General features: G+C 72.3%; 6 protein-coding genes. 3 read left to right on the top strand and 3 right to left on the bottom strand.

Annotated features, from left to right (window positions below):
* Positions 1-63: 63 nt before the first annotated feature.
* The gene (locus WBN91_RS20635) at positions 64-1,497 is read right to left on the bottom strand and encodes a putative glycoside hydrolase family 15 protein (RefSeq protein ID WP_337724212.1); all 1,434 of its coding nucleotides are present in this window, start codon (positions 1,495-1,497) and stop codon (positions 64-66) included.
* Positions 1,498-1,517: 20 nt separating this feature from the next.
* Positions 1,518-3,035 (bottom strand): sugar transferase, encoded by a 1,518-nt coding sequence (locus tag WBN91_RS20630; protein WP_337724211.1) that lies wholly within the window; start codon positions 3,033-3,035, stop codon positions 1,518-1,520.
* Between the two features lie 339 nt (positions 3,036-3,374).
* Here WBN91_RS20630 and WBN91_RS20625 point away from each other — a divergent pair, with 339 nt between their 5' ends.
* Together WBN91_RS20625 and WBN91_RS20620 are read left to right on the top strand one after the other, a co-directional pair.
* Entirely contained in the window at positions 3,375-4,175 is an 801-nt protein-coding gene (locus tag WBN91_RS20625) for a glycosyltransferase (protein ID WP_337724210.1), read from the top strand.
* Complete coding sequence (locus WBN91_RS20620; RefSeq protein ID WP_337724209.1) at positions 4,175-5,527, top strand: FAD-dependent oxidoreductase; 1,353 nt, start codon at positions 4,175-4,177, stop codon at positions 5,525-5,527. Before WBN91_RS20625 ends, WBN91_RS20620 begins: the two co-directional genes overlap by 1 nt.
* Here the strand turns inward: WBN91_RS20620 and wecB are convergent.
* Positions 5,453-6,562, bottom strand: a complete 1,110-nt coding sequence (gene wecB, locus WBN91_RS20615) for a non-hydrolyzing UDP-N-acetylglucosamine 2-epimerase (RefSeq protein ID WP_337724208.1) — start codon at positions 6,560-6,562, stop codon at positions 5,453-5,455. The genes WBN91_RS20620 and wecB overlap by 75 nt on opposite strands.
* A 133-nt stretch (positions 6,563-6,695) precedes the next feature.
* Here wecB and WBN91_RS20610 point away from each other — a divergent pair, with 133 nt between their 5' ends.
* The gene (locus WBN91_RS20610) at positions 6,696-7,637 is read left to right on the top strand and encodes a lysyl oxidase family protein (protein ID WP_337724207.1); all 942 of its coding nucleotides are present in this window, start codon (positions 6,696-6,698) and stop codon (positions 7,635-7,637) included.
* Positions 7,638-8,033 lie beyond the last annotated feature (396 nt).

Below are 8,033 nucleotides of genomic sequence, written 5' to 3'. Positions count from 1 at the left end.
GCCGAGCACCGCCGCCGACCCAACCCACCGCACCGCACCGGCCGCCGCCCGGCAGCCCTGGTCTCAGCCGGCCGGGCGGGTCGTGGTGGTCGTCGGCGGCGTGGTCGTGGTGGTCGTGGTCGTGGTCGGCGTGGTGGTCGTGGTCGTCGGCGTGGTGGTGGTCGGCGTGGTCGGAGCGGTGGTGGTCGTCGAGGTGGTGGGTGCGGTGGCGGTGGTCGGGGATGCCGTCGTCGCCGGGGCCGGGGCCTTCACCAGGACGGCCGCGTCCGCGCCGGTCAGCTCCACCGCCCCGGTCACCGGGTGCCCCTCGATCGTCGCCATGCCGGCCGGCGGGGTGACCCGCACCGCCTTGCCGGTCGGGTTCACCGCCACCCACCCGTGGGTGAACGTCCGCGTCCACACCCCGTTGGGCAGCTGGTTCGCCGCCTCCACCGCCTCGCCCAGCCCCGCGTCCTGGTAAGCCGACCACTCCGGGTCCTGGTAATCCACGGTGGAGGCCGCATTCCAGCAGGTGTACGGCCCGGCCAGCAGCGCCGCCGTCGCGTAGCCGACGCGCTCCTCCCGCAGGCTGTGCGTCCGGGTCACCAGCAGCAGCCACGACTCGCCCAGCGCCGCCTGCGCCCGCAGCTCCTTGAACTCGTTGCCCCGGAACGTCAGCAGCTCGCCGCCACTGGTGTTCTCGCGCAGGCCGAAGTTCTCCTCCATCGCCCCGCTGTACCGGGAGTGCGCGGTCCACCGGCCCGGCGTGAGGTGCGACTCGGACACGTTCGGGATCAGCATCTTGCCCTGCTGCGCCAGCGAGTCGCCCGCGACCTGGAGGAACCGGTCGAGCCCGTCGCGGATCAACCGGTCGGTGGCGGCGGCGTCGGCGGTGCCCTTGACCACCGCCGACGAGTAGTACTTGAGCGAGCTGAAGTCGTTGTCGGCCAGCACGCCGTCCCAGCCCTCGCGCACCACCTCGGCGGTCACCGCGTCCGCCCACGCCTTCTGGTAGGACTCCGTCCACACCGTCATCTGCCAGTGCAGCGGGTAGCCCTTCCACTCGATGTGGCGGTCGGCGGTGTCGACGGCGAACCACTCCGGGTGGTTCTTCTGCGCGGCGATGTAGCCCACGCCGCTGGGCAGGTAGGCCGCGTCCTTGCCGCCGTCGACCGCGCCCGGGTAGTTGCGGGTGCTGGAGAAGTCCTTGTACACCAGGACCTTGATCTTCGGGTTGAGCTTGCGCAGCCGCCGCATGGCCGCGGTCTCGGTCGCGTTGAGCACCACGAGGTCGTAGTGCTGCGCGGCGAACTTGAGGTCCGCGTAGGTGGGCGGCTCGCCGATGCCGTACCACCAGGCGCACGGCGCGAGCGGCTTGGGCGGCGGCGCGAGCGGCTGCGGGTCGGCGGGCAGCGGCGCGCTCTCCTCCTCCGGCTCCCCCAGCCACTGCCCGGCGGAGCTGGGCAGCCACACCGAGCCCGCCAGGACGACCGCGGCGACCACCGCCCGCACGGCCACGCGCCACCGACGACTGCGAATCAGCGGTTGTTCCGGCACAGCAGCTCACCCACCGTCAGCAACAGGATTCGGACGTCCAGCCACAACGACCAGTTCGCGATGTAGTAGTTGTCGTAACGCGACCGGTCGACAATGGAGGTGTCCCCTCTCAACCCGTGGACCTGTGCGAGTCCGGTCAATCCGGTCGGCACCCGGTGCCGCGCCCAGTATAGGTCGTGGACGGCCGAGAATTCGCGAACGAAACCCGGTCGTTCGGGGCGCGGTCCGACAATCGACATGTCGCCGCGCAGGATGTTCCACAACTGCGGCAACTCGTCCAGGGAGGTCCGGCGCAGGAATCGCCCGACCGGGCCGACCCGCCGGTCCCCGACCACCGACCACCGGACCTGGGAATCGTCCTCGCCGGTCATCCGGACGCTGCGCAGCTTGTAGAGCACGAACGTGCGGTCGTCCATGCCGACCCGGACCTGGCGGAAGATCACCGGCCGCCCGCTCTCCAGCAGCACGGCCAGCGCGCACACCCCGATGACCGGCGCCAGCACGACCAGCGCCAGGCCCGCGAGCAGCACGTCCACGCCCCGCTTGACCCACCAGCTGGGCCGGGTGGTCGGCGCGGTGCTCAGCCGGACCAGCGGGAAGCTGCGCAGCCGCTCCACGTCGGGTCCGTCCTGGTGCAGCTCGTACATCCGGGGGACGACGAAGATCGAGCAGCCCAGCCGGTGCGCGGTGATGGCGGCGTCGACCAGCGGCGAGTCGGTCGCGCGGGAGAAGGCGAGCACGACCGAGCCCGCCCCGTACCGGGTGATGGCGTCGGAGAGGTTCTCCTCCAGCAGCGGCAGCGGCAGGTCGTCGGGGTCCAGTGCGGGCGACGGGTCGACGAACCCGACCGGGCGCAGGCCGTACTCGGGGTGCTGGAGCATGGCGGTGGTCAGCGTCGCGCCGACCTTGCCCGCGCCGACCACGATCGTGCGGTCGCAGCGGTGGAACCGGCGGCGCGCCCACCGCCCGAAAGCGAACACGAACAGGCGAGCAGGTTCACTCCACAAGGTGAATCCGACCATCGCCCACTGGACTGCGGCGGTGGTCCCGGGTTGCGTCCCCGCCATGAGGGTCACGCCGGTGACCAGCGCGAACGCCGTGGCCGTCGCGATGGTGGAACGCGGCACGTCGTGCAGCCAGGACAGCCACAGCCGCCGCCGGTAGAGCCGGCAGGACGCCCGGACGCCCAGCAGCGCGCCCGCCGCGACCGCGGCCCACGCCCAGGGCAGGCCCCGCGCGACCACCGCCAAGGCGGCCACGTCCACCACGACCAGCAGCACCGCGACCGCGTTCACCCGGCCGAGCGGGTCGCGCGCCGGTAGCGGCCCGACCCCGGCCGACGCCTCGCCCGACCTCGACCCGACCCCGGTCGACGGCTCGCCCGACCGCGACCCGGTCCCCGCCGACGACTCGTCCGACCTCGGCCCGACCTCGCCGGACCGCGGCGACTCCCCCGACCGCTGCTGCGGCGGGGTCGGGGTCGGGGTCGTCGTGCCCACCCGGTTCACCACTGGCCACCCTCCCGGGTGAGCAGCGCCCGCCCCCAGTACGCCAACACCACGCCACTGCACATTCCGACGACGTCCTTTCGTAATCCGACCGAGTTCACTCGAAAGAGAATTCCGACTACTTAGCGCTTGAAAGAACAGGGAGCGGCCTCCCCGTTCACTCTTTGGGGAAATCGAGTCCTCCTATCAAGCGATGCAAGCAGTCGTGTCGTACGGGTTCCCGTCACCAACTTAGCCATCGGGGGACGGGGGTGGGTGGAACCCGGTTCGAGTTCCCAGGCGAATAATTCTGGCCCGGTTACCCGGAACAACGGAAATGGGGTCGGCACAGTGGCAGTCGACGAACGCGAGGCGCACACCGCGCCCGCCACGATTCGCACGCGGGGCCGTGCGCACATCGTGTTGCCCGCCTACAACGAGGCGGAGTCGCTGCCTCCGCTGCTGCGCCGGATCGCCGAGGTGGCGCGCACCGAGGAGATCACCGCTTGGGTCGTCGACGACGGCTCCTCCGACGGCACCGCCGAGTGCGCGCACGGCGTGGCCGGGGTGGACGTCCGCGTGGTGCGGCACCCGGTCAACCTCGGCCTGGGCCAGGCCGTCCAGTCCGGTCTGCGCGCGGTGCTGGAGGTGGCCGCCCCCGACGACCTGGTGGTCGTGATGGACGCCGACGACACCCACGACCCGGCGCTGATCACCGCCTTGCGCGGGGAGATCGCCGCTGGCGCGGACGTCGTGATCTGCTCCCGGTTCGTCGACGGCGGCGACGACGCCACCGCGCCCGCGTTCCGCCGGCTGCTCTCGCGCGGCGCGGCGGTGCTGTTCCGGCGCGTGCTCGACGTGGACGGGGTGCGCGACTTCACCAGCGGGTTCCGCGCCTACCGGGTGTCGCTGCTGGCCCGCGCCGCCGAGCACTGGGGCGAGCGGCTGGTCGAGGAGCGCGGGTTCGCGTGCATGGTCGAGCTTCTGCTCAAGCTGCGGCACTGCCGCCCGGTGATCGCCGAAGTGCCGCTGACGCTGCGGTACGACCGCAAGCAGGGTCCGAGCAAGTTGAAGCTGCGTCGGACGATCGCGCAGTATTTGCGGCTTTTGATGCGTGATCGTCTGGCGCCGGCACCGTACCGGCCGCTCTGATGGGCACGCGGGTCACCGTCCTGGGCGGCGGAATCTGCGGACTGGCCGCCGCGCACCGGCTCGCCCGGTCGGGGGCCGAGGTCACCCTGCTGGAGGCCGGTGACCAGCTCGGCGGGCTCGGCACGTTCACCCCGTGGCGGGACGGCTGGGTCGAGCGGTTCTACCACTGCGTGATGCCCACCGACGACGACCTGCTGGCGCTGCTGGACGAGGTCGGGCTGCGGGACTCGGTGACGTGGCGGCGCACCAGCATGGGCATGGTCGTGGGCGGGCGGCACCACCCGTTCAACTCGGCGGCCGACCTGCTGCGGTTCACCCCGCTGCGGCTGCGCGACCGGGTCCGGTTCGGCGTGGTGTCGTTGCTGCTGCGGCGGTTGGGGCGCGGGCGGGACCTGGACCGGCTGCGCACCGAGGACTGGTTGCGCGGCCTGTACGGGGACACCGTGTGGGACGCGCTGCTGGCGCCGATGTTCGGGTCCAAGTTCGGGGCGGCCTTCGGGGACGTGCCGGCGCTGTACCTGTGGCAACGGCTGGGGCGGGAGAGCAACGTGGCCGTGCGCGGCTACCCCGCCGGCGGCTACCGGTCGATCATCGACGCGCTGCGGCGGTCCATCGTGGACGCCGGCGGTGTGGTGCTGACCTCCGCGCCGGTGACGCGGGTCGGGGTGGACGGGACCGTGGTGTTCGGGTCCGACGACGACGTCTTGGCGGCCGACCGGGTGATCTCGACGCTGCCGCTGCCCGTGCTGCGGTCGGTCGCGGACGCTTCCCTGGCCCCGCTGCTGCCCGACGTGCGGCTGGCCTACCAGGGCGTGGTCAACGCGTTGTTCTTCCTGAAGCGACCGCTGTCCGGGCACTACTGGGCGCCGGTCGTGCGGTCCGGGACCGACTTCGACGGCGTGATCGAGATGTCGGCGCTGGCGGGGCCGTTCGACGGGCGGCACCTCGTCTACGTCATGAAGTACACCGACCGGGGGTCCGCGCTGTACCGCGAGGACGACGCGCGGATCTCGGCGCGGTGGACCAAGCAGCTGGTCGGGCTGTACCCGGACCTCACCTCGGCCGACGTCGAGGAGGTGCGGCTGTTCAAGGCGCCGTTCGTGGAGCCGGTGTACCCGTTGGGGTACCTGAAGCAGCGGCCGGCGGTCGAGGTCGAGGGCACGCCGCTGCTGCTGGCCACCACCGCGCACGTGTACCCGAAGGTGACCAGCTGGAACTCCAGCGTGGGCCTGGCGAACCGCGTCGTCGCTCTGGTGGACGACGCGGTCCGCGGTGGCTCAGACCAGGGCCGGGGCGGCGAGGGTGCGGCCGACCAGCCGCTCCAGGGCGGCGGCGATCCGCACCGAGGGTGAGCCGGTGCCGTAGGGCGACGGGATCCCGGCCAGTCGGGCGCGGTGGCCGGGCACGTCGTCCAGCCAGCGGCGCACCTCGCGCCCGATCCGGGGACCCGGCGGGACGAGCGTGCCGAACGTGCCCTCGATCTCCGGTCGTTCGGTGCTGCGGCGCACCACGACCACCGGGCGCTTGAGGACGCTGACCTCCTCCTGGATGCCGCCGGAGTCCGAGACCAGGACGGCGGAGCAGCGGGCCAGCGCCAGGAAGTCCGGGTAGGCCTGCGGTCCGATGACGGTGAGCGAGTGGAGGAGCCCGGTCAGGCCGTGCTCCTCCACGCGCTTGGCCGTGCGGGGGTGCAGCGGGAGCACGACCGGCAGCGGCAGGTCGGCCAGGTGGCGCAGGATGGTCTCCAGGTTGTCCGGGTCGTCGACGTTCTCCGGGCGGTGGATGGTGGCCAGGGCGTAGGCGTCCTGGCGGAGGCCGTGGGTCTGGAGGACCTTCTCCTCGGCGTCCGGGCCGGGCAGCGCGGTGTCCAGGGCCTCGACGACGGTGTTGCCGGTGACCGCGATCCGGTCCGCGGGGATGCGTTCGGCGTGCAGGTTCTGCTCGTTGAGCTCCGTGGGGGCGCAGCACAGGTCGGCGAGGTGGTCGATCAGGACCCGGTTGTGCTCCTCGGGCATCGCCCGGTCGAAGCTGCGCAGACCCGCTTCGACGTGCACCAGCGGGGTGTCGTTGGCGTTGGCGGCGAGCGCGCCCGCGAGCGCGGAGGTCGTGTCGCCCTGCACCACGACGGCGGCGGTCGGGTGTCCTCTGAGGACGTCGTCCACCGCCTTGGTCGCGAGGCCCAGCTGGGCGCCGCGCCGCGCGCCGCCGAGGGCGAGTTCGTGGAAGCTGCCGGGTTCGGCGATGTCCCGGCGGATCAGGTCGTACATCGCGCGGTCGTAGTGCTGTCCGGTGTAGACGAGCGTGGCGCGCGGGCCGAACAGGCGGATGAGCGGGGCGAGCTTGATCAGCTCGGGGCGGGTGCCGCACACCAGCGTGACGGTGTCCACCGTGGGGTTCTCCTTCGGGTCTTCCGGCTGGAATGCGGGGGAAGGTAAGTCTTGCCGCGGCGCTTTCCCTTGCACCTCAGTCGATCGAGTGAACCGGGGTGTCGTTTCCCGTTGGGGGCACTAGGTTGTCCCGGTGATCAGGAAATTCCAGACCGCGGCGACGGCCGCGATGACCGTGGCCGCGCTCGGCGTCCCGGTCGAGTCGGGTCCCCTCCTGCCCGACCTGAGACAGGCGCCGGTGGGCTGCCCCGGCGGTACCGCGCGCGACCCGGGCCAGTGCCGGGACTGGGACGTGTGCCTGGTGGAGGACCCGTTGGCGGCCAACGGGCGTTGCCTCTCGACCGGCCCGGCGGGCGCGGTGCGGCTGCGCTTCACGACGTCGGCGGACAACGTGGGCGACGGCCCGTTGGTGATCTACGCGCGCCGGTCTTCGCCTTCGGATGCCGTGATGCGGGCACGGCAGGCGTTCCAGTCCGGTGTGGACCGTTCGATCCCCGATTCGTACGAATCGGCACAACGCGACCTGCCCGCGACCGTGTACTACGAGCCCGCGGCCACGCACGAGCACTGGCACCTGCTGGACTTCGAACACTTCATGCTGCGCACCCCCGAGGGCGAGACGGTGACCGCGGACCGCAAGAACGGCTTCTGCCTGGGCGACCGCTACGCGGCCCGAGACGCCCGCGAGCTACCCGCCCGCCCGAAGGACCAGTCCAGTCCGGAGGGGCAGTTGGCGTTGTTCCTGCGGGAGAACACGTGCAAGCGGGGGCAGCCGGGGGCGTTGGACGTGAAGCAGGGGATCTCGGTGGGGTCGGGCGACGACTACGACTACGAGGTCGACTTCCAGTGGCTGGACCTGACCCACGTGCCGTCGGGGGTGTACGACGTGGTGAACGTGGTGAACGAGGACAGGGCACTGGTGGAGAAGGACTACGACAACAACGCGTCCTCGCTGGCGATCTCCCTGCAATGGCCCGGCGACGCCACCACACCACCCGCGGTCATCACCACCCCGCCCAGGGTGACGGTGCTGCGCAGCTGCCCTGGCGAGATCCGGTGCGCGGCCCAGCTCTGAGGGGGTTCTGCGGGCGGGTCCGGACTCGCCCGCGCGGAAACACCCGATCAGGTGACATACAGGATCCGCGACCAAACCCCATCTCGCGCGTCCCGTAAACAAGGAGCGCGGTCAACGGCCCCAGTCCCCACTCCCCCGGCCCCGCCCCTCTCCACCATCCCCCTCCCCACCACCACCAGCCATTCCCAGCCCGCCCGGCCCGCGCCGCCCACCGCCAGGCCCGCCCGGCCCGCGCCGCCCACCGCCAGGCCCGCCCAGCCAGCCCGCCCGCATGCCAGCCCGGCCCAGCCCACCCGGCCCGCACCGGCCCACCCGCCGCCTGCACGCCCGCCGCCTGCGCTGCGCCGCCCGCCCTGAGCCGCCCGCCCTGCGCGCCACACTGCCGCCCGCACCCCG

It is taken from the genome of Saccharothrix sp. CCNWYY140 (assembly GCF_037401995.1).
Taxonomy (GTDB): domain Bacteria; phylum Actinomycetota; class Actinomycetes; order Mycobacteriales; family Pseudonocardiaceae; genus Actinosynnema.
This window is presented reverse-complemented; position numbering and strand designations above follow the sequence as displayed.

What these genes read in the sequence shown, in the direction of transcription:
- WBN91_RS20620 (WP_337724209.1), top strand. Translation starts at nt 4,175, where the DNA reads ATGGGCACGCGGGTCACCGTCCTGGGCGGCGGAATCTGCGGACTGGCC.